21 protein-coding genes and 1 pseudogene are annotated in these 21,889 nt (G+C 67.5%); 4 read left to right on the plus strand and 18 right to left on the minus strand.

Going from position 1 to position 21,889, the window contains the following annotated elements:
• Nucleotides 1–19: 19 nt before the first annotated feature.
• Together ACH438_RS08180 and ACH438_RS08185 are read right to left on the minus strand one after the other, a co-directional pair.
• Nucleotides 20–1,747 carry an amidohydrolase family protein gene (locus ACH438_RS08180; protein ID WP_397002609.1) on the minus strand — a complete coding sequence of 576 codons (1,728 nt, stop codon included), beginning with the start codon at nucleotides 1,745–1,747 and terminating at the stop codon, nucleotides 20–22.
• A gap of 70 nt (nucleotides 1,748–1,817) precedes the next feature.
• Complete coding sequence (locus ACH438_RS08185; protein ID WP_397003690.1) at nucleotides 1,818–2,306, minus strand: DNA-processing protein DprA; 489 nt, start codon at nucleotides 2,304–2,306, stop codon at nucleotides 1,818–1,820.
• A 155-nt stretch (nucleotides 2,307–2,461) separates the two neighbouring features.
• Here ACH438_RS08185 and ACH438_RS08190 point away from each other — a divergent pair, with 155 nt between their 5' ends.
• The 3 genes from ACH438_RS08190 to ACH438_RS08200 all read left to right on the plus strand — a co-directional run bounded on the left by ACH438_RS08190 (nucleotide 2,462) and on the right by ACH438_RS08200 (nucleotide 6,569).
• Nucleotides 2,462–3,571 (plus strand): tyrosine-type recombinase/integrase, encoded by a 1,110-nt coding sequence (locus ACH438_RS08190; protein ID WP_397002611.1) that lies wholly within the window; start codon nucleotides 2,462–2,464, stop codon nucleotides 3,569–3,571.
• 614 nt (nucleotides 3,572–4,185) lie between these two features.
• Nucleotides 4,186–6,054, plus strand: coding sequence for a site-specific integrase (locus ACH438_RS08195; protein ID WP_397002613.1), 1,869 nt, complete (start codon nucleotides 4,186–4,188; stop codon nucleotides 6,052–6,054).
• Nucleotides 6,051–6,569: a DUF6262 family protein gene (locus ACH438_RS08200; protein WP_397002615.1), complete on the plus strand. Its 519-nt coding sequence runs from the start codon at nucleotides 6,051–6,053 to the stop codon at nucleotides 6,567–6,569. Before ACH438_RS08195 ends, ACH438_RS08200 begins: the two co-directional genes overlap by 4 nt.
• Nucleotides 6,570–6,624: 55 nt before the next feature.
• Here the strand turns inward: ACH438_RS08200 and ACH438_RS08205 are convergent, their stop codons facing one another.
• From ACH438_RS08205 to ACH438_RS08250, 10 genes and pseudogenes are all read right to left on the minus strand, one after another.
• Complete coding sequence (locus ACH438_RS08205) at nucleotides 6,625–7,038, minus strand: SLOG family protein (protein ID WP_397002617.1); 414 nt, start codon at nucleotides 7,036–7,038, stop codon at nucleotides 6,625–6,627.
• 154 nt (nucleotides 7,039–7,192) lie between these two features.
• Nucleotides 7,193–8,101: pseudogene (locus tag ACH438_RS08210) on the minus strand (DNA-processing protein DprA); the annotation flags it as partial.
• On the minus strand, nucleotides 8,098–9,606 hold the full coding sequence (locus ACH438_RS08215) for a YifB family Mg chelatase-like AAA ATPase (protein WP_397002619.1): 1,509 nt from the start codon (nucleotides 9,604–9,606) through the stop codon (nucleotides 8,098–8,100). The pseudogene ACH438_RS08210 and the gene ACH438_RS08215, both read right to left, overlap by 4 nt.
• A 1-nt stretch (nucleotide 9,607) precedes the next feature.
• Nucleotides 9,608–9,964, minus strand: a complete 357-nt coding sequence (locus ACH438_RS08220) for a YraN family protein (RefSeq protein WP_397002621.1) — start codon at nucleotides 9,962–9,964, stop codon at nucleotides 9,608–9,610.
• A gap of 86 nt (nucleotides 9,965–10,050) precedes the next feature.
• On the minus strand, nucleotides 10,051–10,356 hold the full coding sequence (locus ACH438_RS08225) for a DUF2469 domain-containing protein (protein WP_011210678.1): 306 nt from the start codon (nucleotides 10,354–10,356) through the stop codon (nucleotides 10,051–10,053).
• A gap of 43 nt (nucleotides 10,357–10,399) precedes the next feature.
• Nucleotides 10,400–11,083, minus strand: coding sequence for a ribonuclease HII (locus tag ACH438_RS08230; protein WP_397003692.1), 684 nt, complete (start codon nucleotides 11,081–11,083; stop codon nucleotides 10,400–10,402).
• Nucleotides 11,084–11,185: 102 nt separating this feature from the next.
• A complete protein-coding gene (lepB, locus tag ACH438_RS08235) occupies nucleotides 11,186–12,010 on the minus strand; it encodes a signal peptidase I (RefSeq protein ID WP_397002623.1) in 825 nt (274 codons plus the stop codon).
• A gap of 72 nt (nucleotides 12,011–12,082) precedes the next feature.
• Nucleotides 12,083–12,424 (minus strand): 50S ribosomal protein L19, encoded by a 342-nt coding sequence (gene rplS / locus ACH438_RS08240; protein ID WP_397002625.1) that lies wholly within the window; start codon nucleotides 12,422–12,424, stop codon nucleotides 12,083–12,085.
• Nucleotides 12,425–12,596: 172 nt separating this feature from the next.
• Nucleotides 12,597–14,267: an alpha-keto acid decarboxylase family protein gene (locus ACH438_RS08245; protein WP_397002627.1), complete on the minus strand. Its 1,671-nt coding sequence runs from the start codon at nucleotides 14,265–14,267 to the stop codon at nucleotides 12,597–12,599.
• Nucleotides 14,268–14,291: 24 nt separating this feature from the next.
• Nucleotides 14,292–15,167, minus strand: a complete 876-nt coding sequence (locus ACH438_RS08250) for a hypothetical protein (protein ID WP_397003694.1) — start codon at nucleotides 15,165–15,167, stop codon at nucleotides 14,292–14,294.
• A 230-nt stretch (nucleotides 15,168–15,397) separates the two neighbouring features.
• Here ACH438_RS08250 and ACH438_RS08255 point away from each other — a divergent pair, with 230 nt between their 5' ends.
• Nucleotides 15,398–15,757 carry a bleomycin resistance protein gene (locus tag ACH438_RS08255; RefSeq protein WP_397003696.1) on the plus strand — a complete coding sequence of 120 codons (360 nt, stop codon included), beginning with the start codon at nucleotides 15,398–15,400 and terminating at the stop codon, nucleotides 15,755–15,757.
• Nucleotides 15,758–15,914: 157 nt separating this feature from the next.
• On the opposite strand, the gene ACH438_RS08260 is transcribed toward ACH438_RS08255, so the two are convergent.
• From ACH438_RS08260 to ACH438_RS08285, 6 genes are all read right to left on the minus strand, one after another.
• Complete coding sequence (locus tag ACH438_RS08260) at nucleotides 15,915–18,350, minus strand: Tex family protein (RefSeq protein ID WP_397002629.1); 2,436 nt, start codon at nucleotides 18,348–18,350, stop codon at nucleotides 15,915–15,917.
• A gap of 28 nt (nucleotides 18,351–18,378) precedes the next feature.
• Nucleotides 18,379–19,059, minus strand: coding sequence for a tRNA (guanosine(37)-N1)-methyltransferase TrmD (gene trmD / locus ACH438_RS08265; RefSeq protein WP_397002631.1), 681 nt, complete (start codon nucleotides 19,057–19,059; stop codon nucleotides 18,379–18,381).
• 4 nt (nucleotides 19,060–19,063) lie between these two features.
• On the minus strand, nucleotides 19,064–19,600 hold the full coding sequence (rimM, locus tag ACH438_RS08270) for a ribosome maturation factor RimM (RefSeq protein ID WP_397002633.1): 537 nt from the start codon (nucleotides 19,598–19,600) through the stop codon (nucleotides 19,064–19,066).
• On the minus strand, nucleotides 19,601–19,843 hold the full coding sequence (locus ACH438_RS08275) for an RNA-binding protein (RefSeq protein ID WP_067574801.1): 243 nt from the start codon (nucleotides 19,841–19,843) through the stop codon (nucleotides 19,601–19,603). It abuts the gene before it with no gap.
• Between the two features lie 82 nt (nucleotides 19,844–19,925).
• Nucleotides 19,926–20,363, minus strand: coding sequence for a 30S ribosomal protein S16 (gene rpsP, locus ACH438_RS08280; protein ID WP_397002635.1), 438 nt, complete (start codon nucleotides 20,361–20,363; stop codon nucleotides 19,926–19,928).
• Between the two features lie 193 nt (nucleotides 20,364–20,556).
• Nucleotides 20,557–21,861, minus strand: a complete 1,305-nt coding sequence (locus ACH438_RS08285; protein WP_397002637.1) for a hypothetical protein — start codon at nucleotides 21,859–21,861, stop codon at nucleotides 20,557–20,559.
• Nucleotides 21,862–21,889 lie beyond the last annotated feature (28 nt).

A 21,889-nucleotide genomic window follows, 5' to 3' on the forward strand; every position in this document is an offset into this window, starting at 1 on the left:
AGGGGTAGGTAGCGAGCTGTCAGCGGTCCGTGGCGCGTAGGAAGGTGCCGGCGTGGAGGGTGGTGCCGAAGCCCTCGGCGAATTCGCCTTCGGCGTAGACGATGTGGCCGTTGACCAGGGTTGCCGTGACAGCGCGGTCATTGCGGTTGACCATGCGCTGGGGGCTGCCGCCGGCGGGGAAGGGGGCCTCGGCGTAGGCGGAACTGGTGCCGTCGAAACCGGCGGGGTCGATGACGGTGATATCGGCGCGGTGGCCTTGGCGGAGGTAGCCGGCGTCCAGGCCGTACCAGTCGGCGAGTTCACCGGTCAGGCGGTGGACCGCGGTTTCGACGGGCATGAAGCCGCGCTGGTGGACGCGTTCCAGCAGGCGGATGCCGAAGTTGTAGAAGGCCATATTGCGCAGGTGCGCGCCGGAATCGGCGAAACCGACCTGCACCACCGGGGATTGCTGCAGACGATCGAGGACATCGTCGCGGTCATTGGCGATCGTGGTGCGCCAGCGCAGTTTCGAACCGTGCTCCACCGCCAGATCGAGCAGGGCATCGGCGGGTTCGATACCGCGTTCATCGGCGACCGCGCCGAACGACTTGCCGACCACCGACGCGTCGGGGCAGGCCATGATCTCGGCGTCGTACAGATCGCGATGCCACACCCGCGGACCGAAACGCTTGGCCACATCCTTGCGGAACCGGCGACGATAGGACTCGTCGGCCAGCAGCTTGCCGCGCTCCATCTCATCACGGACATTCAATGCCGCTGCGCCGGAACCGAACTCCTCGAACACCACCAGATCCACGCCATCGGCATAGACCTCGAAAGGCACCGGCAGATGCTGCCAGCGGAACTCGCCACCGAACCGGTTCGCGAGAGTCGCGGCGAAGGTCGCCGCCCAGGACGCACGGCGATCGGCCTTCACATCGGCCGCCGCGATCAGCGTGGTCTTGAGCGGCCGCCGGAACAGCGACCCGACACTCTGCGCGAGATACAGCGCGACCTCGGCGGGCATGGCCAGATTCGGCGTGCTCTGATGCACCCGGCCGCGCTTGCGCAGAATCCTGTTCAGGCGGCGGTATTCACGCCAGGTGGCATAGGTCGACGGCAGCTGCCGGGCTGGGAAACGCGTGCCCTCCAGCTTGGAGAACGAACTGCGGATCGTGGACAAGCCGACGAACCCGGCATCCAGTGCGTCGGTGAGCATCCGGCGCATGGCGGCCAGCTCGGTATCGGTCGGGCGGGCCTCCGCATCCACCGAGCGCCCCAGCCCCATCACCGTGGCACGAATATCCGAATGCCCGATGAACGCGGCCACATTCGCGCCCAACGGCCGCGACTCCAGCGCCGCCGCATAGCCCGCCGGATCCTGCCAGGTCTTCGATTCCTTGATGGCGCCGTGCACGATATCCCAGGGCAGCGCCTCCACCCGCGCGAACATATCCGCGCAATCCTCGGCGCCCGCGTACACCGTCGACAGGGAGCAGTTGCCGAGCACGACGGAGGTCACACCGTGCCGGACCGACTCCCCGAGACCGGGCGCCACCAGGGCTTCGGCGTCGTAATGCGTATGCACGTCGAGGATTCCGGGCATCACCCACCGGCCGGCCGCATCGATCGTGCGCACACCATCCGGCAGCCCCGGCGCGATCGCGGCGACCTTCCCGTCCCGCACTCCGACATCGGCCGCGACCGGTGCCGCACCGCTGCCGTCGAACACCATGCCGCCCCGGATCACTACGTCGTACTCGGTCATCACGGACCCCATTCGATACATTCGTGTATTGAGTTGCCTACCCTGAGTGTTCTGCTATTCGGCCCGCCGGTCAAGCCTTCATCCGCACCTCCTGACCGCGCTGCGCGACGCGATACCAGCCGTTCTCGTCACAGGCCACCAGCCCCGCGAGCTCCAGTGATGTCAATGTCGCGCGAGTGACGGGCAGCGTGAGCCCCGAGCCATCGGCGAGCGAACGCGGCAGTCTCGACCCGACGGACGGCAGCGCCGCCCAGATACGCGCCTCGTCCCCGGTGAGGTTCTCCTCCGGCGCCGACGGCACCACACCCGGCAGCGAAAGCCGCAGCGGCCCCGCCTCATCCAGCACCTCATCGGCGCTGGTGACCAGGAACGCCTCCCCCTCCCGGATCATCCGATGACAGCCCACGGAGGAAGCCGAAGTAATGGGCCCCGGCACCGCCAAGGCCGGACGTCCCAGGCGCCGAGCCCATTTCACGGTATTGCGGGCACCGCTTCGCGCTCCGGCCTCCACCACCACGACACCATCGGCCAGTGCGGCGTTCTCTCGGGGAATCGGCAGTGTGGTGGGTTGTTGCGTACAGCACCGGTCGGGTGAGTTCTACGAACGTTCTCTGGGTGTGTAGCTCTGTGGCGTCCTGTTGGTGACGACGAAGGGAGCAAGTCCAGGTGCGAGCGTTCGTAGTGCGAGTTCCGGCGGGCAGCCGGTATTGGACGGTGCTGGACGACGAGTTGTCGGTGGTGCTGGTGGCCGACCGGTTTCTGCGCGAGCTGCGATTCGGGCGGGACCGGGCCGAGTCGACGACCAAGGCGTATGCCGGCGGGGTGGCGTTGTTTCTGCGCTGGTGCGTGCTCACCGGCCGGAGCTGGACGACGGCGGCCGCGGATATGGGCCTGTTCATGACATGGCTGAAATACGTTCCGGCACAAGGGATACGCGACGGCGTGATACCGGGTCCGGGGGCGATAGCGGTTCGCAGCGAGAAGCGGATCAACCGGATTCTGGTGGCGGTTCGAGGGTTTCTGGTGTTCGCGGTCGCCCAGAACGAGGCGCCGCGCTGGGTGCTCGAAGCGCTCTACGAAGTGGCCGGAGTCCGCGATCTGCCAGCGGTTTTGCAAGGCGAGGATGGGCAACTGGTTCAGCGGCTGCGGTCTCGGCATCTGCTGCACGAGCCGGGCAGGACGGTGGATCGAGCCAGCGACGAGGAGATCGTCGCGTTGTTCGTGGCCTGCTACTCGGCGCGGGATCGGCTGATCGTGTTGCTGCTGTCGCGGGTCGGGCTGCGCCGCGGCGAAGCCGCTGGCCTGCGACGATGCGATCTGCATCTGCTCGCCGACAGCAAGGCGCTGGGCTGCACGGTCGCCGGACCGCATCTGCATGTCGTCCGGCGCGAGAACATCAACGGCGCCTGGGCAAAATCCCGCTACGAGCGTTGGGTTCCCCTGGATTTCCTGGTCGTCCGCGCGGTCGATCAGTATTTGCTTGAGCGACAGGCGATTCCGGCGGCAGCCGACAGCGATTTCCTGCTGGTCAACTTGTTCCGGGCCCCGATCGGGGCCCCGATGACACCGGATGCGCTCAACGAGTTGTTCGATCGGCTGGCCGCCCGGGCGGGGATCGAGCGGCGCGTCCGGCCGCACCAATGCCGGCATGCCTTCGCCAGCAATCTCGCTGATTCCGGCGCTGCACTCGACGAGATTCAGAAGCTAATGGGCCACGTCAGCCCGAGTTCGGCGGAGCCCTACATGCATCCGTCGCGGGAGCGGCTGCGCGCGGCGGTCGACCGCGTCCCGACGCCGCGGGCGTTGACGGAGGCGAACCGGTGACGCGCGCGCTGGCACGCACCGCGTCAGCGGCCGAGGAGATCACGGCGGGGCTCTGGGCCGCGATCACGCCGGAATTCGTCGAGACGGTCGGCTGGACGCCCGAATGGGCGGTCGTGAGCTTCCCGCAGGCCCATCCGCTGCTGGGCTGGAATCTCTGCCGGGTCACCAACTGCGACCGAGCGACCCAGCGAGCTGGATGGTTATGCCCGTCCTGCGAAGAGCGATGGCACAGCGAAGACCAACCCGACCTCGACGAGTTCGCTGCGGTCGAACGAATCCGCAAGCGGCAGATGCGCATCGGGTTGTGTTCGGTTCCCGGCTGTCAGCGGCCCTGGAGCACACGCAAGAGGAGCCTCTGCAGCGCCCACGACTACCAGCGGGTTTCGATCAAGAAGGTGACGCTCGAAGAATTCGTCGCGCTCGACGATGTCGTCGGACTGCCGTCCTTCGGGCCCTGCCAAGTGGTGTCCTGCACCCGCGACAGGATCGGGAAAGGCAACTACTGCCACACCCACACCGGTCGCTGGGCGACGCATCGACGCCGGACACCGGCCCCTGACCTGGACGAACAGCACTGGCAGCGCACTCAACCGCCGGTCGCGGTCGGCGGCGAGGTGAGCCTCTTCGGCCTGCCGGACCGAGTGGTCGCCGAAGTGTTGTTCGGCCTGCAGCAGCGCACCGCGCAAGGCATCAAGACCCAGCACAGCATCCTGCGGCCGCTGGTCGATCAGCTTCGCGCCCACCAGATTTCCTCGGTCGAGGACGCCGATCCGGCCGAGTTGGGAACCGGCTCGCGGGCGCTGCGCAACGGGTTCGTCACCGCGGCGCGTCGCCTGCGCACGACGCCGGAAATCGAACGGCACAAAGATATTTGGGACGCTGTCGTGTTCGGCGCACGAGGCGGAACGCTGCGGTTCACCGAGCTCTCCCAGCCCTGGCTGCGCACCGCGGCCAAGTCCTGGGCGCACGAGGATCTGCCGCGCCGCCGCGGCGGCGGCGCCTCAAGCATCGTCCAGAACCGCCTCAATGCCTTGGCCTGGTTGTCGGAGAGCTTGCGCCTGCAGCGCGCCGACCGCGGCGAGGTCCCCTCGATGCTGGCCCGGACCGACATCACCAACTTCCTCAACCGGTTGGCCTATCTCCAGAGCGAAGGCGAAATCAGTTCCTACCAGCGCATCAACGGGATCCGGAACCTGCGCAAGATGCTCGTCGAGATGCGGGCGCAGGGCCTGACCCGCCAAGGGCAGCCCTTGCATGGGCTGCCCGAAGACTTCGCTCTCACCGCTGACGACGTTCCCGACGAGCCCGAGGACGCCGAGGCCGGGCGGGATCTGCCCGCCGAGGTCATGACGCACCTCTGCGCGCATCTGGACTGGCTGGAGGCGGGAACCGCGCCGGAAGTTCGTGTCGCCGTTGAACTTCTCATCGACACCGGCCGCCGACCCGACGAGATCTGTCAGCTCGAACTGGATTGCCTCGAGCGCGACGGCGACGGCAAACCGGTCCTCGTTTATGACAACCTCAAAGCCCACCGCCTTCGGCGGCGGCTCCCGGTCGCCGAATCGACCGCGACGCTGATCACGCGACAGCAAGCACGAGTGCGCCAACGGTTCCCCGACCAGCCGACACACACCCTGAAACTGCTGCCCACCACGACCCGAAACCCATTCGGAACCAAGGCGATCACCGACGGCTGGGTCTCGCAACGTCACCGCGACTGGGTCGCCGGCCTGCCCGAGATCACCGTCACGGCCCCGGTCACGATCGACGGCTCGGTGGTGACGCAGCTGCTGCCCTTCGACAAGAAACGCATGGTCCCCTATGCCTATCGACACACCTATGCCCAACGGCATGCCGATGCTGGGGTTCCGGTCGATGTTCTGCGAGAGCTCATGGACCACCGCCAAATGGAAACCACTCAGGCCTACTACCGCGTCGGCGAACAACGCCGCCGCGAGGCAGTCGACCGAGTCACCACAATGCAGTTCGACCGACACGGCAATCGTGTTTGGCGACAAGCGAAAACGCTGCTGGATTCCGAACACATCCGCCGCGGAGTCGGCGAGGTCGCCGTTCCATACGGACTTTGCAGCGAACCGACCAACGTCGCCGCCGGCGGCGGCGACTGCCCGGTCAGATTCCGTTGCGTCGGCTGCGCCCATTTCAGCACCGACGTCTCCTACCTGCCCGACCTGGAAGCCTATCTGGCTGACCTGCTGCGCAACCGCGAACGGCTGCTCGCCAGCGTCGATGCCGACGCCTGGGCCAAGGCCGAGGCCATGCCCTCCCACGAGGAGATCACCCGCATCCGCCGCCTGATCTCCCGAGTCAAAGCCGACCTCGACAATCTCACCGCCGAGGAACGCGCCCAGATCGACGACGCGATCACCGTCGTCCGCAAAGCGCGCAATCAAGTTGTCGGCCTGGGCCTTCCGAGCATCCGACAACCCTCGCCCGACCTTCGACCGGAGCGAACCGCATGAGCAATCCCATGGTCGCGGGCCGCCGCGCCGACTCGGCCCGGCGACGCCAGCGAGTGATCAAAGCGATCAACCAAACCCGCACCACCGGAGGAGAAATCAGCGTCTCGGCGATCGCCCGCGCCGCCGGAGTCGACCGCACTTTTCCCTATCGGCATCCGGATCTGCTCGCGCTCATCCATGCCGCCCAGGCCGACCTGAACAACCCCGACCCGGGCGGGGCGCTGGTCAGCAGGGCCTCCTTGCAAGCCGATCTCGCCAACGCCCAAGAACGGCTGGCCCGCCAGGCCAGCCACGTCACCCAGCTCGAACGCAAACTCTCCGAACTGCTCGGCGAGCAGGCATGGCGCGAGTCGGGCCTGGGCGCCCCGACCGACATCGAACAACTCCAACGCCGCATCATCGAACTCGAACAACAGGTCGTCGACCTGACCGGCCAGCTCGAGGACCGCGACGCGGACCTCGACGCCGCCCGCGGAGCCAACCGCGAACTCATCGCCAAGTTGAACAAGCGTTGACCGTTCGCGAACGAGAGAACCCCCTGATTTTGCTCGGCCTGGCGGCCGAGCAAAATCAGGGCCGCGCAAGCGCGGCCTCTTCGGAACGGATTATGCGAGTTGGGATTCCAGCACGTTGCGCCAGCGCAGCGGTTTGACTCGCGCCCTTCGAACCATCACGAATGAAGGCCAAACAGACGTCGGCACCGAGCTCGATCATGGCCGCGTTACGGCGCGGACCAGCGCTTTTCCCGAACTGATTCCAGTCGGCGGGATGGCGTTCGACCTGACCGCCCCAATGGTTCCAGCACGCCTCGCACAACGCGTCAGCGCCGGTCGGACAGGCTCCGGACACGAGAACGGCGTCCGGCGACCAGACCTCGGCCAAGGCGTCTCGAATGGCTTGCCGGTCTTGCCAATTCCGCGATCCGGTGATCAGGACCCGTTTGCCCATTGCGCCCAGATCCTTTCCTGGAACGGCGAATTCCACGACACCTGTTGCCGAGGCTGCTACGCTCCAGCAAGCCTCTGAGCTGCACAGAGACCTTCGCCGGACTCATGCAACCTCCCGGGACCCCCAGAGAACCGCTCATGAGCCGGTTCCGTGCCAGAAAGTAGTGCTTCCGCACCGAAGTCCCTGGCGCATACTCGGTCACGACCAATCCGGTATCCGCGATCTCGGCCAGCAAGCGATCGTGTTGCACCGGATAGGGCCGGTCCGGCCCACACGCGAGTACTGCGATGGTGAGCCCACCGACAGCCAAAGCGGCCCGATGCGCCATCCCGTCGATCCCGAATGCCGCCCCCGACACGATCGTCCACCCCCTGACAGCCAACTCCCCCGCAATCTCCCCGGTCGCGTGGTTCCCATACCCGGTACTGCACCGCGCTCCCACCACGGCGACGGCTCGCTCGGCGCACTCCAGCAGCGAACGCTGCCCCCGCACCCACAACACCAGCGGCACGGCTGCCGCCTCATCCTTCTTCGAATCCAATTGCCCCAACGCCAACAGCCGCCACGCAGGCCACTCCGCATCATCCGGCGTGACAACCCGCCCACCCAACCGCTCGATATGCGCCAAATCCTTTTCGGCCCGGTCGATTCCACGCCGCAACTCGGTAGGCCCCCGCAGCGCGTCCGGCAACGCACACTCCCGCACCGCCCGAGCCGCCTCCACCACCCCGACCGACTCGATCAACGCCGACAACGCCGCACAGGGCCCCTCCACCACCCGCGACAGGTAGACCCAGGCCAACCGCCGCTCATCCACCCCAGATCCAACCGCCGCTCCTGATTCGGGCCTACTCTCCTGTGCACTCCCGCCGCCTGCCGCGGCCATTCCAGCTTCGCACCGACTCACAGGCGAGGATTGCTCGCACCGGCCCTGGTCAGAGGCCCTCACCGACGGCGACACCATCGTCGAAATAGCCTCCACCTGTTCGGATTCCGGAAGTGCGGTAGCCGCTGCCGGAGCCTCGCCGATCACCGACTCATCAGGCTTGACTGCCGGATCGCGCTGTGCGGCCGTATTTTCCGGCCTTGAAGTGGTCATGCGATGCCTCGCTGACGGAAGTTCAAGGCCTGCAGAACATCCTGAGTGGAGGGACAGTCGCCACCGCGCAGATCGCAGACTGTCCAGGCGACCCGGATTGCTCTATCGGCGCCGCGGGCGGACATGCGGCCGTGACGGAGGGCGGTTTCGACCGGGGCCAGAGCCTCTTTGGGGAGGCGGAACTGTTGGCGGAGAACGTGGCCGGGAACCTCGGCATTGGTGGACATGTTGAGGGTGGACCAGCGTTGGGCGGCGGCGGTGCGGGCTGCCGTTACCCGGGCTCGGACCACTTCGCTGGATTCGACTTCGTCGCCGCTGAAAGCGCCTGCCGCTTGGGAATGCATTTGGACTGTCAGGTCTATGCGGTCCATCAAGGGGCCGGAGAGTTTGCCGAGGTAGCGGCGGCGGGCCAGTGGGGCGCAGATGCAGTCGATATCGCGGGCGGGGGCGCAAGGGCAGGGGTTGGCGGCCAGGACCAGTTGGAAGCGGGCAGGGTAGCGGGCTACGCCGTCTCGGCGCGCTATGCGGATCTCGCCCTCCTCCAAAGGAGTTCGGAGGGCCTCGAGGACCTTCGCCGAGATCTCGGCGCATTCGTCGAGGAACAGGACGCCGCGGTGAGCTCGGCTGACCGCGCCGGGGCGGGCCGAACCCGAACCACCGCCGACCATGGCTGCGACGGAGGTCGAATGGTGCGGGGCTACGAAGGGCGGTGCAGTGATCAAGGGGTGATCGTCCGAGAGGATGCCCGCCACCGAATGGATGGCTGTCACCTCCAGTGAATCGCATTCCCGCAGCTGCGGGAGAAGTCCCGGAAGGCGTTGCGCCAGCATGGTTTTACCGATGCCGGGCGGGCCGGTGAGCAGCAAGTGGTGGCCGCCGGCGGCGGCGACCTCCAGCGCCCAGCGGGCCTCGTCCTGGCCGACGACCTCGCTCAGGTCGCCGATGGGCGGGCGGACCGGCGTCGGAACCGCCTCCGGCAGCGCGAGTTCGCCACCGCCGCGCAGCCAATCCATCAGCTCGGACAGGGTTGCCGCGCCGAGTACCCGGATACCGTCGACCAGACCGGCCTCGGGCAGCGCGGCGGCGGGCACCACGACGGTGCGCCGTCCGGCGGTCCGGGCCGCCAGCACGGCGGGCAGGATGCCGCGCACACGCCGCACACGTCCATCCAGAGCCAGTTCACCCAGCAGCACCGCATCGGCCAGGCGATGCGACGGGATCACGCCGGCCGCATCGAGCACGGCAGCAGCCAGAGCAAGATCGTAAACGCTGCCGACCTTCGGCAGAGTGGCCGGGGACAGGGCCAGAATCACGCGGCCATCAGGCCATTTCTCCCCCGTATTGGTGACCGCGGCCCGCACCCGATCGCGGGATTCCTGCAAGGTCGTATCGGGCCGTCCCACCAGGTGGACCGACGGCAGCCCCTGCCCGATATCCGCCTCGATCTCGACCAGTTGCCCCTCCACGCCGCTCACGGCGACGGAAAACGCTCTCCCCAAAGACATTTCAGAACACCGCCTGCAAATGCCGGATCTCCGGCTCGCGAGCAGGCCGGAGCAGCACCGACACCACGTCGAAGCGGACATGCAGCCACGGACCGGGCTGCTCGTGCAGCCAGGTGACCGCCAGGCGGCGGATGCGCTGCTGCTTGAGATAGGTGACGGCCTCGGCGGGCCGGCCGCAGACGAGGCTGCTGCGCGTCTTCACCTCGACGAAGACCGTGACGTCGCCATCGCGGGCTATGACGTCCAGTTCGCCGTACCGGCAACGCCAGTTGCGGGCGATGATCTCCATCCCGGCGTCGCGCAGAAACCGCGCCGCCAGTTCCTCCCCGTGCGCTCCGAGCGCGAGATGCTGTGCCATTCAGCCAGCATGACCGGACCCCGCCTGGGCCCGGCCCTGCCGACCTGGGGAAACGGCCGGCCTGTGGATAACGTGGAGCCTGTGTACTACTCGGGAAGCCGCAGGTCGGGCTTCTCCAGCTCCTCGATATTGACATCCTTGAAGGTGATGACTCGAACGTGCTTCACGAAGCGTGCGGGCCGGTACATGTCCCACACCCATGCATCCGACATCCGCACCTCGAAGTAGACCTCGCCATCGGCGTTCTGCGGGCGCAGCTCGACGGAATTGGCGAGGTAGAAGCGGCGCTCGGTCTCCACCACGTACGAGAATTGACCGACGATGTCCTTGTACTCCCGGTACAGGGACAACTCCATCTCGGTTTCGTACTTCTCGAGGTCCTCGGCGCTCATCGGGTGGAACGTCCTCCTTATCGCCACACTGCGTGTAGAGACATCATCCCGCATACGCCGTGTCGGTAGCCACTCGGCCGGTCTCCCGGACGTTTCGCCACGACCGGCGATGCTCACTGGTGATGCCCAGCCGCTGTAGCGCGTCGTTGTGTTCGGGGGTGTTGTAGCCCTTGTGGGCGGCGAACCCGTAGCCGGGCAGCTGCGTGTCCAGTTCGACCATCATCCGGTCCCGGGTCACCTTGGCCAGCACGCTGGCCGCGGCGATACATGCCGCGGAGGCATCACCGCCGATCACCGGCAGTGACGGCACCGGAATACCCGGCACCCGGAAGCCGTCCGTGAGCACGTAACCGGGCACCGGATCCAGCCCGGCCACCGCCCGCCGCATGCCCTCGATATTGGCCACGTGAATGCCGATGGCGTCGATCTCCCAGGCCGGGATCACGACCACCCGGTAGGCCAGGGCCAGCCGTTTGATGATCGGGAAAAGCTCCTCGCGGACGTTCTCGCTGAGCTTCTTCGAGTCATTGAGACCCGCCAGCGAGGTGTACGCCTTCGGCGGTAGCAAACAAGCGGCCACTACCAGCGGCCCGGCCGCGCACCCGCGACCCGCCTCGTCCACGCCCGCCACCGGGCCCAGCCCGCTGCGGATCAGCGCGGCCTCCAGGGTGCGCAGCCCGCCCGCCGGGCGCATGACCACGCGCGGCGGCCACTCACCGCGTTCGATCCGCTGAATCTTCTTGCCACCGCGGTCTTTCCGGCTCCCGCCGGGTTTGGCTCGGGTGGCACCGCTCGCCGTATTCCCCACCTGTCGATTATCCCGCAGCGCTCAGTTCGTCTGCGGGTCGTGTTCGCTGACGGGCCCGATCCGGCTCGGCGGCCAGATCTTGAAGACAGCCTTGCCGCGCACGTCCTTCACCGGAACCGTGCCCTGCAACTCGTCCTTCATGTGGTACCGGGAGTCCGCGGACTCGGCCCGGTTGTCACCCATCACCCACAAATTCCCCTTCGGCACCGTGACGGGCCCGAAAGCGCGACCGCCCGCATTGAACGGCACATCCGGCTGCGCGGGGTTGAACGGGCTGTTGAACTTCACATACGGCTCATCGAGCGCCTTCCAGGGCCCGTTCGGGCTGTCCTGGACGAGGATGCGGCCCTGCGCGTCACAGCATTTCACCGTCTGACCACCCGTGGCGATGACCCGCTTCACCAGATCGTTCTCGTCCGGCGGCACCAGGCCGAACCAGGACAGCACGTTCTGCACACCCCGCACCACGGTGTTGGACGAGCGGATCGACTTGTAGTGCTTGTTCCAGTCGTCGGTCGGCCCGACGAAAACCACCACGTCGCCCGGCTTCGGATCACCGAAGTAGTAGCTCAGCTTCTCCACGTAGATCCGGTCACCGGTGCAGCCCGAGCAGCCGTGCAGCGTCGGTTCCATGGACTGGGAGGGAATGACATACGGCCGTCCGATGAAGGTCACCAGCAGTGCGACGATGATCGCCGCGAAGCCGATCAGCATCGGCAGTTCCTGCCAGAACGGCCGCTGCTTCTTGGCGCCGCCCTTCCTTCGGTCCTTCCTCGACACTTTCGGGGTCTCCGCCCCGTCGTCGCCGGGCCCGGACACTGTCACCGACTCACTCTCGTCTGTCACCGGAACAGAGTAGCCCGGCACCGCGAAGAAGCATGCGGTGCCGGGCTACTCGACATTCTCGGAGAAGCTATATCAGCGCTTTTCCTTGATCTTGGCGGCCTTGCCGCGCAGGTCGCGCAGGTAGTACAGCTTGGCGCGACGCACGTCACCGCGGGTCACGACCTCGATCTTGTCGAGGTTGGGGCTGTGCACCGGGAAGGTGCGCTCCACGCCGACACCGAACGACACCTTGCGCACGGTGAAGGTCTCGCGGATGCCACCGTTCTGCCGGCGGATCACCACGCCCTTGAAGACCTGGACGCGCTCCTTGTTGCCTTCGATAACCTTCACGTGCACGTTGACCGTGTCACCCGGGCGGAAGTCCGGGATGTCATTGCGCAGCGAGTTTGCATCGACGAAGTCGAGAGTGTTCATTTCCGTCCTTTTGGAGTTCGCAAGAACAGAGGAACCTGGTGGCCACGTCGCTGATGCGAGTGCTCGACCGGTTCGTGCTCCGGATAATTGGGCGGTGCCCAGGCGCATGCACAGCGCGCCCAAAGCAACCTGAGCATTGTGCCAGATCGCCCCGGACCTCCGTTAATCGACCCTAGGTCCGGGTATTCGCTCGGGTCAGCGCCGCGGCGATGTCGGCGACCAGCGGTGGGTAGTCCGTGGTGCCGGTCACAACCTGCAGGAAGACCAGTTTGTCCGGGGCCTCCTCGGCGGCGCGCAGGCATTCTTTCAGCTCGCCGACCGTGCCCGCGTGCAGGGTGAGGACCGAGTGGCGGTCGCCGCCGAAGGCGTGCGGGAGTTCCGCCCAGCGCCAGGGGGCTATGTCGTTGTAAGGGGCGGCGGGGCCGTGGATGGCCCGTTCGATGGCATAGCCGTTGTTGTCGACCAGGATGATCACGCCGGTCAGGCGTTCACGGATCCAGGTGCCCAGTTCCTGGATGGAGAGCTGGGCGGCGCCGTCGCCGATCACCAGGACCGCGCGGCGGTCGGGGCAGGCCAGGCCCGCACCGAGAGCGGCGGGGAGGGCGTAGCCGATGGAACCCCACAGGGGCTGGCCCAAGAAGGTGATACCGGTGGGGAGGTGCAGGGTGGCCAGGCCGAAGAAGGCGGAACCCTGGTCCGCGACAACCACATTGTTGTTGCCGAGGGCTTCGGCGACGAGGGGCCAGAGCGTGGCTTGGGTCAGTGCGAGGTCATCGATCAGGGGGTCGGGAGCGGCAGTTCCCGGGTCGGCCGCGGGAATCGGTGCGGGATCGGCGAATTCGCCCGCGATATCAGTGAGGATCTCCAGGGCCGCGGTGAGGGAAAGCGGCGCGTAGGCGTCGACACCGCCAATGACAGTGCGCTCCGGGCCGATATCGATGGTGCGGCGCGAGTCGATGCGCTGGCTGAAGCCCGCGGTGATGCTGTCGGTGTACTGGACGCCGATAGTCACCAAGCGTTCGGCGTCCTCGATCGCGGCCCGGAGCGCAGGCGGAGAAGCCGCGCCGGCGTAGATGCCGAGGAAGTTGGGGGCCGACTCGTCCACCACGGTCTTGCCCCACGCGAGCGTGGCGTGCGGTAAGCGGCGGCTGTCGACAAGGGTGCGCAGCAGGTCGGTCGCCCCCACCCGGTCCACGAAGATGTCGGCGAGCACCGTCACCTGCTTGCCGGCGAGGAATTCGCGAGCATCCACCTCGAAAGCAGCCCGTGCGCCCGCGCTGCTGAAGTCGGGCGGTGGGGCGAGGGGCGTCGTCGGTGGGGACACTTCGACGCGCGCGGTGTCCGTGGCCAGCATGAGGTAGCCCGGACGCCGGTGCACGCGTACCGAATTCAGTACCCGGTCGATCTCCTGGCAGGCGTCCGCCGTGCCGAGGTCGGCCTGCGCGCAGGTGACCTCTGCCGCGATCCGCCGGAAATGATGGAAGTCGCCGTCGCCGAGGGTGTGGTGGATGACGCGGTGATTGGCCTGGATGTCCTTGGCGGGCACGCCGACGATGTGCACCACGGGCACATGCTCGGCGTAACTGCCCGCGATGGCGTTGACCGCGCTGAGCTCGCCGACGCCGTAGGTGGTGACGACGGCGCCGATGCCGCGCAGCCTGGCATACCCGTCGGCGGAGTAGCCGGCGTTCAGCTCATTGGCGCCGCCGATCCAGCGGATGCCGTCGTGCGCGACGATGTGGTCGAGGAATTCGAGGTTGAAATCGCCTGGTACACCGAATATTTCGGTGACGCCGAGTTCGTGGAGCCGATCGAGCAGGTAGTCGCCGACAACGTAGCTCATGGGTCAACCCTGGCACGCCCGTCGTCAGTCAGCAACCTTTCGGCTACCGAACAGCAAGGGGTGTTCCGACGGCGGCGCGGGCGGCGCCGGGACGACCGTGCGCACCAGCTCGGCCTCGGCGGCCCGCCGGACGTGCGCGACATCGGGTTTACCGGCCACCAGGTCCTGCACGAAGATCTTGGCGCGGATCACCGGCCGCCGATAGCGGCGCTCCCGGATGATCGCGCGGCGCATGAGCCCACGGCGGTTCGCGTACCGCCAGCGCGCCCACGGCGCGCCCGGACGGCTCAGGCGCAGCGCGCCGACCACCAGCAGCGGCAGGAAGAACATGCCGAACAGACCGGTCCAGATCTTCCCCTTGGCGATCACGATCGCCGCCAGCATCAGATTCACCAGCGCGAACAGGATCGTGAAGACCCGCTCCGGGACATTCGGATCGCTGCGGATGTCCCGCACGTCACTGATGTCCAGCAGCCACAGCGGATGGAAACCCATCAGCAGCAACCCGGTCACGGCGACCGCCACGAACACCGCGTCGACCGAAGTCCGGCCCTGCTCTTCCCAGTACACGTCGCGCAGGTAGTAGATGAGCGCGAACTCGTCCAGCACCAGCGCGGCGCCGACACCGAACACCGCCGCCACTGCCGCGATCACGCCCACCGGACTCTGATACAGAGTGACGAACCCCACACCGGACGTCAGCACCAGGATCACGCCGAACACCATGTGGTGGATGTGCACATCGCCGGCACGCAGATTGCCCGGCCACCAGCGCACCTGTTTCCGGATGAGCCGCACGCTGATCCGGATCAGGATGAACCCGACGATGAAGCCGAGCAGTAAGCACGCCAAAGGCAAACGACCGTGTCCGATCACGACGTCTTCCCACCATCGGCGTATATGCATGTCTCAGTCGTCTCCAGGTTCGCCCTGCGGTAACCAACTCCAGCCACGCTACCCACGCCAGTCCTCATCGAGCTCGACCCGTCCAGCGCCATTGTGCGCCGCGACACCGTCAGCGGGATGAACCGCAGGCAGCGGGTCGGCTACCGGCAGGGAATTCGCGAGTAGGGTCGCGGGCACGAAGCAGCCTCTGCCGTCGACCGAACGGAGTCCTCATGGCGGACGACATCGAGTTCGAGAGCGTCGCACCGATAATCCCGGTGCTGGACCTGGACGCCGCACTCGAACGCTATCGGCGACTCGGATTCGAGGCGCACGCCTACGACGGCGACGCCCGATACGGATTCGCCGAACGCGGCGCGGTCTCCCTGCACCTCACCGAATGGGACGAACACGACCCCCTCCGCTCCGGCGCCGCCGTCTACCTCTACGTCTCCGACGCCGATGCGGTATACGAAGAATGGGCCCGCGCCGACCTCCCCGGCCGCCTCGTCGCCCCCGTCGACGCCGACTACGGCCTCCGCGAATTCGGCTACGTGGACCCCGACGGCACCCTGCACCGAGTCGGCTCGCCCCTACCGAAGTAGAACTCGCCCAACAGTGTTGGACAGGCGATCACCGGGCAATGGTTGCGGCATTTCGCGAGTAGCGACCACCACCAGTGCCCTCTCGCGGTCGAGGCGGCGTGAGACGGAGCCGGGCGGCCCGCGAGTTGTGCGGGCCGCCCGGGGTTTTCAGGTGTGACTAGCGGCCGAAGCCGGCGCGGCGGAGGGCGTCCGCCATCGAGCCGCTGGGGGCGGGCTGGTTGCGGTTGCCCTGGTTGCGGTTGCCGCCCTGACCACCTTGGCCGCCTTGGCGATTGCCGCCTTGGCCGCCCTGACGGTTGGCGCCCTGGGCGCCCTGGCGGTTGCCGCCGCCCTGGCCGCCCTGGCGCTGGCCGCCCTGGTTGCCGCGCGGGCGGCCTTCGCCGCGTTCGGGTTTGCCCGGTTCGTCGTCGAGGCGGAGGGAGAGGCCGATGCGCTGGCGCGGGAGGTCGACCTCGAGGACCTTGACCTTCACGACGTCGCCGGACTTCACGACCTCGCGCGGGTCCTTGACGAAGTTGTGGGACATGGCCGAAACGTGCACCAGGCCGTCCTGGTGGACGCCGATGTCGACGAAGGCGCCGAAGGCGGCGACATTCGTGACGACGCCTTCGAGCACCATGCCGGGCTGCAGGTCGGCGACTTTCTCGATGCCCGCGGCGAATTCGGCGGTCTTGAATTCGGGGCGCGGGTCGCGGCCGGGCTTCTCGAGTTCGGCGATGATGTCGGTGACGGTGGGGACACCGAACTGTTCATCGGTGAAGTCCGCGGGACGCAGGGCGCGCAGGGCGGAGCTGTTGCCGATGATCTCCTTGATGCCCTTGCCGCTGGCATCGAGAATGCGCCGCACCACGGGGTATGCCTCGGGGTGCACGCCGGAGGTGTCCAGCGGGTCGTCGCCCTCGCGGATGCGCAAGAAGCCCGCGCACTGCTCGAAGGCCTTGGGGCCCAGGCGCGGGACGTCCTTGAGGCCGGCGCGGCTGCGGAACGGGCCGTTGGCATCGCGGTGCGCCACAATGCTTTCCGCGATCGAATTGGAGATGCCGGAGACTCGCGAGAGCAGCGGGACCGAGGCGATGTTCACGTCGACGCCGACCGCGTTCACGGCGTCCTCGACGACCGCGCCCAGCGAGCGGGCCAGCAGGGTTTCGGAGACGTCGTGCTGGTACTGGCCGACGCCGATGGACTTCGGGTCGATCTTCACCAGTTCGGCGAGCGGGTCCTGCAGGCGGCGGGCGATGGAGACGGCGCCGCGCAGCGACACGTCCATATCGGGCAGTTCCGCCGAGGCGTACGCGGAGGCCGAGTACACCGAGGCGCCCGCTTCGGAGACCACGATCTTGGTGGGCTTGTTCTCCGGGATACGCGAGATGAGCTCGGTGGCAAGGGCGTCCGTCTCGCGGGAGGCGGTGCCGTTGCCGATGGCGATGAGCTCGACATTGAAGCGGGCGACCAGTGCGCCCAGCACGGCGAGGGACTTCTCGGTCTGTCCCTGCGGCTTGTGCGGGTAGATGACCTCGGTGGCGACGACCTTGCCGGTCGCGTCGACCACGGCCACCTTCACGCCGGTGCGGTAGCCCGGGTCCAGGCCCATGGTGGAGCGGGTGCCGGCCGGTGCGGCCAGCAGCAGGTCGCGCAGGTTGGCCGCGAACACGTCGACGGCGTCGCGTTCGGCGGACTGCCGCAACCGCATTCGGGTGTCGATGCCCAGGCTCACCTGCAGCTTGGTGCGCCAGGCCCAGCGCACGGTGTCCAGCAGCCAGCTGTCGGCGGCGCGGCCCTGCTCGGCGATGCCGAACTTGATGGCGATGCGGCCCTCGTAGATCGACCGCTGCCCCTCTTCGAGTTCCTCGGTGTCGGGTTCGAGGTGCACGGTGAGCACCTCTTCCTTCTCACCGCGCAGCAGCGCCAGGATGCGGTGCGAGGGCAGCTTGCTGAAGGGCTCGTTGAATTCGAAGTAGTCGGCGAACTTCGCGCCCGCTTCTTCCTTGCCGGCGCGCACCGTGGAGGTGACCTGGCCGCGCTCCCACATGAGTTCGCGCAGTTCACCGACCAGGTCGGCGTCCTCGGCGAAACGCTCGACCAGGATGGCGCGGGCGCCGTCCAGCTGTTCGGCGTCGTACTGGGCGGGATCGGTGGCGGGATCGTTCAGCAGTGCGTCGGCCACGGGCTCGTGCCCGGCCTCGCGCGCGATCTGAGCCTTGGTGCGGCGCTTGGGCTTGAAGGGCAGGTAGATGTCCTCGAGCCGGGCCTTGGTCTCGGCAAGCATGATCGACGCATGCAGCTCGGGCTCCAATTTGCCCTGGCCACGGATGGATTCGATGATCGACGTCCGGCGCTCGTCGAGTTCCCGCAGGTAGTGCAGGCGTTCGTCGAGGGTGCGTAGCTGCGCGTCGTCGAGCCCGCCGGTGACCTCCTTGCGGTACCGGGCGATGAACGGCACGGTCGACCCGCCATCCAGGAGTTCGACGGCGGCACGCACCTGCCCCTCCCCCACGCTCAGCTCGTCGGCGATGCGCCGGCCGATGCTGGCAAGGCGGACGGTGCTCTCGGCACCAGTGGTCTCTGCGCTGACGGTTTCGGAGGCTGTCGTCACGCCCGCAGACACTACCGCCGCCCGATCACTATTCGGGTAACAGGTCCGGGCGGCGCTCGCGTGTGCGCTCCAAAGACTGCTCACGACGCCACGCGTCGATCTTGGCGTGGTTGCCGGACAACAGGATTTCGGGGACGTCCAGGCCGCGCCAGGAGACGGGGCGGGTGTAGGACGGGCCTTCGAGGAGGCCGTCGGAGAACGAATCCTGTTCGTGGGATTGCTGATTGCCCAGTACGCCCGGAATGAGGCGAACGAAGGCCTCGGTCATGACCAGTACGGCTGCTTCGCCGCCGATGAGGACGTAGTCGCCGATGCTGACCTCTTCGACGCGCACGCGGCGGGCGGCGTCGTCGAAGACGCGCTGATCGATGCCCTCGTAGCGGCCGCAGGCGAAGACGATGTGCTGTTCGGCAGACCATCTTTGGGCGGTTGCCTGGGTGAACGGCACGCCCGCCGGGGTGGGGACCACCAGGAGGGCGTCGTCGGGGCATACCTCGTCGAGGGCGTCACCCCACACGGTCGGTTTCATGACCATGCCGGGGCCGCCCCCGTACGGGGTGTCGTCCACTGCTTTGTGCACGTCGTGCGTCCAGCGGCGCAGGTCGTGCACGTCGACCTCGAGCAGGCCCTTGTCGATGGCCTTGCCCAGCAAGGCCGTTCGGAGGGGTTCGAGGTATTCGGGGAAGATGGTGATTACGTCGATACGCATCGCGCTACTCCGGATCCAGCAGACCCTCGGGCGGATCGATGACGATGAGGGCGTCGGCGAGCGACACCGTCGGCACCATGGCGTTCACGAAGGGCACCAGGATCTCTCGGCCGGCGGGCGGGAACGCGTCCCCGGCCGTGATCGAAAGCAGTTCGCCCGCAGCGGAATGCAGGACTTCCCGCACCGTGCCCACGAGAGTGCCGTCGCCGAGTTCGACGCGCAGGCCCTCGAGTTCGTGATCGTAGTACTCGTCCGGATCCTCCGACGGCGGCAGATCCGCGGTATCGACGACGAAGAGCATGCCGCGCAACGCATCCGCGTCCGTGCGATCCTCGACACCGTCCAGACGCAGCAGAAGCCGGCCCGAGTGCTCCCGGGCCGACTCCACTTCGAATTCCTGCGTCTGCTTCGCGCGCGGCAGCTTTCCCTTCAGGATGCTGCCGGGCGCGAACCGCAGTTCCGGCTCGTCGGTGCGGACATCTACGACGAGTTCGCCACGCACACCGTGCGACTTGGCGACCCGCCCGACGACGAGTTCCATCTATTGATCCGTGTCGACCACGTCGACGCGAATGCCCTTACCGCCGATCCCGGCGACCAGCGTGCGCAGCGCGGTCGCGGTACGACCACCGCGCCCGATCACCTTGCCCAGATCGTCCGGGTGCACATGCACCTCGACGGTCCGGCCACGTCGGCTGGTGATCAGCTCGACGTGGACGTCGTCGGGATTGGCGACGATGCCGCGCACCAGGTGCTCGACGGCATCGGCGACAACGGCGGTCATGCCTCCACCTCGCTGGCGCTCGCCTCCGGCAAGACCGCCGATGGCGCTCCGCCGTTGGTTCGCTCGCTGCGCTCGTTCACGCTTACTCGGCAGCCTCGGTGGCGGCCTCGGCCTCGGCGGCCTCGTCCTTCTTGGCGGCCTTCTTCTTCGGGGTGACGGCCTCGGCAACGGGCTCGTTGTCGGCGGCGGCCAGCGCGGCGTTGAACAGCTCCAGCTTGGTGGGCTTCGGAGCCTTCACCTTCAGGGTGCCCTCGGCGCCCGGCAGGCCCTTGAACTTCTGCCAGTCACCGGTGATCTCCAGCAGACGCTGCACCGGCTCGGTCGGCTGCGCGCCGACGGACAGCCAGTACTGGGCACGCTCGGAATCGATCTGGATGAGCGAGGGCTCTTCCTTCGGGTGGTACAGGCCGATCGACTCGATCGCGCGGCCGTCACGACGGGTGCGGGCGTCGGCGATGACGATGCGGTACTGCGGGTTGCGGATCTTACCCATGCGGGTCAGCTTGATACGAACAGCCATGAGCTGTGCCTTCCTGATTTGGTCACGGTCGCAATTCAGCGACCCGCTCGAGGCGGGCCCGGTTTTGCGTCGAGTGCTGTGACCGCCGCGCGGTACGTAACCGGAGACGGGCTGACACTGCCCTCGGACGAGGACGATCGTCCATTCTGCCAGAGCACCCATCGCCGGATGAAATCGGCCCGGGACCTGGGCCTCACCGGCGGCGCATGCAAATGGTGGTCCCGTTCGTGACCCCCGGGCCGTAGGTGAGCGATACGGCGGTCCCGGCCGGGCAATGGTTGTCATTGGATTCGTGCCGGTCGGTGACCTGGTAGAGCGCCTTGGGGTCGGCGCAGTCGATGAGACGGGTGGCCGCGGCGGAATCGCTGTTCGGGTCGTCCTCGGCGATGCAGTCGCCGAGCCCGGCGTAACGGGAATCCTTCAGATTCGCCGGGCCCAGGCAGACCAGCATGACCAGATCGGTCGTGGGGGTGCTCGTCGTGGAGGCGGCGTTCGCGCCCATATGGTTCGCGCATTCCGGCGAGGGCGGGGTGCCGTACATGGTCTGCACCGTCAGCACGCGCTCGACAGCGGCCGGGTCCGAACACGACACGACCGTCGTGGACCGGCCGTCGCTGCAATCGCCGTTCTGGGCGCTGTCGAACGACTTCGGATCCACATCGACGGCACACACCACGACCGCCCGGCCACCCAGCGACGCCTGCGCGTACGCCCTGCGCGCGAGCGGATGGTCCTGGCACGCGTGATCGGTGACGGGAATCTGTGGATGCAACTCGATGGCGAGCACTCGCGCCGGCATCGGTGTGATGTCGCAGTCCACGCGGGTGATGCTCTCGCCCGCGGCCTGGACGCCCACACAGTCGCCGTTCAGCAGGGCGCCCGGGTCGGTCAGATTGAATCGCGTCGGTGCCAGGCACAACACCGCTTTCGGCCGGTCGCCGCCGTCGAGAGGCTGCGCCACCGCCTTGGTCGCCTCGGTGTACTTCGTGCACGCCGTGTCGACCGGATAGACCACCGCCCCGCGGGCCACGATCCGGTACAGCGCCCGCGCGCTGTTGCCGCAGCTCTCCTCGACCGGCCGCACACTCTCCGCCGCGGCGGGCACGAGCGACACACACCCGTCGACCGGAAAGGCAACTCGCGCAGGCTTCGTCGTCACCGCCGCGACGAGGATCGCCGCCCCGCCGAGAATGATCACCACCGCGGCCGTCAACAGCACCCACCAGCGGCGGGCCCAGGACTGCGCGGACGGCTGGACCTGCCACGGCTCGGACGGTGGCGCGAATGCAGATGCCGCTGAGGCGGCGGGAAACTGCTCACCGTACGGCCCCAGCGATTGCGCGGGCGAGGGCAGCGGTTCTGCTTGGGCCACAGGCTCGTTCGCGGGTGCCGGGTCGATCGCGGGCGCGGGCTCGCTCGGCTCGGGCGCGGGCTCGCTCGGCTGGACCGGGTTGGACGACGTGGCCGGGAGGGGCGGGTCGGATGGATTGTCGTGCATGGTGTCCCCCACCATTTGGTGATCGAGA

The sequence above is a fragment of the Nocardia sp. NPDC020380 genome (assembly GCF_044386975.1).
Lineage (GTDB): Bacteria > Actinomycetota > Actinomycetes > Mycobacteriales > Mycobacteriaceae > Nocardia.

Coding starts and splice junctions, on each gene's coding strand:
- rplS (WP_397002625.1), bottom strand. CDS start 12,424: ATGAACACTCTCGACTTCGTCGATGCAAACTCGCTGCGCAATGACATC.
- rpsP (WP_397002635.1), bottom strand. CDS start 20,363: ATGGCTGTTCGTATCAAGCTGACCCGCATGGGTAAGATCCGCAACCCG.
- ACH438_RS08215 (WP_397002619.1), bottom strand. CDS start 9,606: ATGTCTTTGGGGAGAGCGTTTTCCGTCGCCGTGAGCGGCGTGGAGGGG.
- ACH438_RS08245 (WP_397002627.1), bottom strand. CDS start 14,267: ATGAGCTACGTTGTCGGCGACTACCTGCTCGATCGGCTCCACGAACTC.
- ACH438_RS08180 (WP_397002609.1), bottom strand. CDS start 1,747: ATGACCGAGTACGACGTAGTGATCCGGGGCGGCATGGTGTTCGACGGC.
- ACH438_RS08285 (WP_397002637.1), bottom strand. CDS start 21,861: ATGCACGACAATCCATCCGACCCGCCCCTCCCGGCCACGTCGTCCAAC.
- rimM (WP_397002633.1), bottom strand. CDS start 19,600: ATGGAACTCGTCGTCGGGCGGGTCGCCAAGTCGCACGGTGTGCGTGGC.
- ACH438_RS08220 (WP_397002621.1), bottom strand. CDS start 9,964: ATGGCACAGCATCTCGCGCTCGGAGCGCACGGGGAGGAACTGGCGGCG.
- ACH438_RS08225 (WP_011210678.1), bottom strand. CDS start 10,356: ATGAGCGCCGAGGACCTCGAGAAGTACGAAACCGAGATGGAGTTGTCC.
- trmD (WP_397002631.1), bottom strand. CDS start 19,059: ATGCGTATCGACGTAATCACCATCTTCCCCGAATACCTCGAACCCCTC.
- ACH438_RS08200 (WP_397002615.1), top strand. CDS start 6,051: ATGAGCAATCCCATGGTCGCGGGCCGCCGCGCCGACTCGGCCCGGCGA.
- ACH438_RS08275 (WP_067574801.1), bottom strand. CDS start 19,843: ATGACCGCCGTTGTCGCCGATGCCGTCGAGCACCTGGTGCGCGGCATC.